Source organism: Candidatus Rhabdochlamydia sp. W815 (assembly GCF_018642185.1).
Lineage (GTDB): Bacteria > Chlamydiota > Chlamydiia > Chlamydiales > Rhabdochlamydiaceae > Rhabdochlamydia > Rhabdochlamydia oedothoracis.
Map to the genome: position 1 here is coordinate 1 of NZ_JAAVTY010000137.1, position 3141 is coordinate 3141.

The 3141-nt window shown below is 38.0% G+C and carries 2 protein-coding genes; both read right to left on the reverse strand.

All coding sequences use genetic code 11. The features are described from left to right. Positions 1–69: 69 nt before the first annotated feature. Positions 70–2907 carry an aconitate hydratase gene (locus RHOW815_RS07475; RefSeq protein WP_215217693.1) on the reverse strand — a complete coding sequence of 946 codons (2838 nt, stop codon included), beginning with the start codon at positions 2905–2907 and terminating at the stop codon, positions 70–72. A 44-nt stretch (positions 2908–2951) separates the two neighbouring features. Further along, on the reverse strand, positions 2952–3141 hold a 190-nt coding region (locus tag RHOW815_RS07480), incomplete at its 5' end, for a transposase (RefSeq protein ID WP_215217692.1).

Genomic DNA, 3141 nt, shown 5'->3' on the forward strand with positions numbered 1-3141 from the left:
AGAAATATCGCTTGGATAAGAGCGGGTCATAACTACCTCCAAAGGTTTTATGAAAACTATCATTATACCTTAATGAGAAGATTTTAAACAGGCTCTAAGTACATAAGGCAAGATCCCTCGCTGCAAATAATAATCCACCTCAACTACAGAATCGATTCTAACCAATAAAGATGTTTCTTGAGTGGAGCCATCTTCTCGATAAATCTTTAAAATAACCTTTTGATGTGGTTTACATTCCTTTTCTAAACCCATTAGGTCAAATGTTTCCGTACCATTAATCTGAAGGCTTTCCCAACTAGCATTTTCTTGAAACTGCAAAGGAAGCACTCCCATACCCACTAAGTTACTGCGATGTATGCGCTCAAAACTACGTGCTACCACAGCACGCACACCAAGCAATGCTGTTCCTTTGGCTGCCCAGTCACGGGAACTACCCATCCCATAATCACTGCCAGCAAAAACGATTAAAGGGACTTTACGCTCCGCATATTTCTGACACGCTTCAAATATCTGCATTTCTTTTCCCTCGGGCATGAGCTTGGTAAAACCACCCTCTTTTCCTTTGAGCATCTGATTACGAATACGTAGATTAGCAAATGTACCTCTCATCATAATATGGTGGTTTCCTCTTCTACTACCATAGCTATTAAAATCTGTTTCATTAACACCATGCTCAATCAAATACTTACCAGCAGCAGAATTTGCTCTAAAAGCGCCAGCTGGAGAGATATGATCTGTAGTAATAGAATCACCAAACAAAGCAAGTGGTCTCATACCGGTAAGCTTTGGTCGAATAGGTAACTTTTTAGAAAAATGTTCAAAAAAAGGAGGACACTGGATATAGGTGCTTTTTTTATCCCATGCATATTGAGACCCAGTCTTTTTTTCTATTTTTTTCCAAAGAGGATTCTCCTCTAAAATATGTTCATAGCGCTTTTTAAACATCTCAGGCTGCATTGCTTGAAAAATGGTCTCTTTGATCTCTTTTGCAGAAGGCCAAATATCGACTAAAAAAACAGGATTCCCCACTAAATCATAGCCCAATGGATCTTTCTCAAAATCAATATCCATATTCCCTGCTAGAGCATAGGCTACTACAAGGGGAGGTGACATCAAAAAATTAGCCTTAACAGATCCATGAATCCGTGCTTCAAAATTACGATTACCGCTTAATACACTAGCTACTATTAAATCGTATTGCTTAATCGCATTTTCAATCTTTTCATCTAAGGGACCGCTATTACCAATGCAGGTTGTGCACCCATAAGCAACTAAATTAAAACCCAACACATCTAAATACTTTTGTAACCCAGCTTTTTGTAAATAATCGGTAACTACACGTGATCCAGGAGCCAAACTTGTCTTAATAGAACGATTGACCTGCAGTCCCTTTTCTACTGCTTTTTTAGCTATTAGTCCGGCTCCAATCATTACAGAAGGATTACTAGTGTTTGTACAACTAGTAATAGCAGCAATCACTACTGATCCATGTTTTAGATGAATATCTCGCGAAGAATGCTGCGTATAGCCTGGATTAATGACACTATAATTTAAAGGACGATTAGTCACCATCTCGGTTTCGCTCCAAGTAGTAGTATTCTCTTTGACTAGACAAGGAGTTCCTCCCATGATATGCGGTTCATGTAGATGGAAATTTCCATCAGAATGAGTTGCAATACAGGTCTTTTTATCTTCTTCTTTTTTACCATAACCCCCTTTTGAGATAGGAGCTAAGAACAAGTGATTAAATCGCTTTTTTACTTGCTCTAAATCAATCCGATCCTGAGGACGCTTAGGACCTGCAACACAGGGTTTAATACTGAATAAATCCAACTGAATGACACGTGTATAATCAATTTGATTGGAAAGAGGCATTCCATACATTTCTTGCGCTTGTAGATATTGTTTAACTCTTTCTATCTCCTCTTTAGTGCGCCCTGTCATTTGTAGATAGCTCATTGTTTGGTCATCGGTTGGAAAAAAACCGATGGTCGCTCCATATTCAGGTGCCATATTTCCAATTGTAGCACGATCTGCAAGAGTTAAGGTAGCAGCTCCTTCCCCAAAAAATTCAATAAACTTACCTACTACTTTTTCACTGCGTAACAGCTCTGTAATCCTCAAAGTCAAATCAGTTGCCGTTACTCTATCTAATAATTTGCCCGATAAATACACTCCGATTACCTCAGGAGCTTGCAAAAAATAAGGCTGTCCTAACATAGCAGCTTCTGCTTCAATCCCCCCCACACCCCAACCAAGCACCCCTAGTCCATTCACCATTGTAGTATGTGAATCAGTTCCTACAACAGTATCAAAATATAATAGCTTATCTTTCTCTGTTACAAGGCTAGCTAGATGTTCTAAATTAATTTGATGGACAATACCAATTCCAGGAGGAATGATTTTAACCGTTTTAAAAGCCTGCTCTCCCCAGTTCAAAAATTCATATCTTTCTCGATTGCGTTGAAATTCAATTTCCAAATTGAATAAAAACGCATCTGGTGTTCCTGATCTGTCTACTTGTACAGAATGATCTATTACTAACTCCACTGGGACAATAGGTTCGATTTTTTTAGGATCTAATCCTTGTTTAGCCATTGCATCGCGCATAGCAGCTAAGTCAACAAGCAAAGGAACACCGGTAAAATCCTGTAACAAAACACGTGCTACTATAAAAGGAATATCGTATTCCAAGGGTTCCTTATTCCAATGCGCCAAATGCTCAACATCTTCTTTTCTAATACGCTTACCATCACAATTGCGTAAGATAGATTCTAACATAATCCGAATACAGATCGGTAGCCTGGATAAATCAATCCCTAACTGTTTTGCTAATTTAGGCAAAGAGTAATACTTGTATTCTGTACCATCTAAAGATGTGAGTGTATTAAAAAAAGAGTTCTGCATATATTTCTCCGCATCGATGTTAGTTTTTCTTTTTAAGAGCCTGTTTAAAATCTTTTCAAAAGTAGAGCAATAAAAGCAAGAACCACCATATTCAGGCTTGTATGTAGTTTTCTTTCGCAATTTTTCCATAGCCTGCGACATTTTTCTATCCACGCAAAAGAACGCTCTACAACCCATCTTTTGGGAATAACTGTAAAAGTATGAAGTGTATTTCTTTTAGCTATTTCTACTATA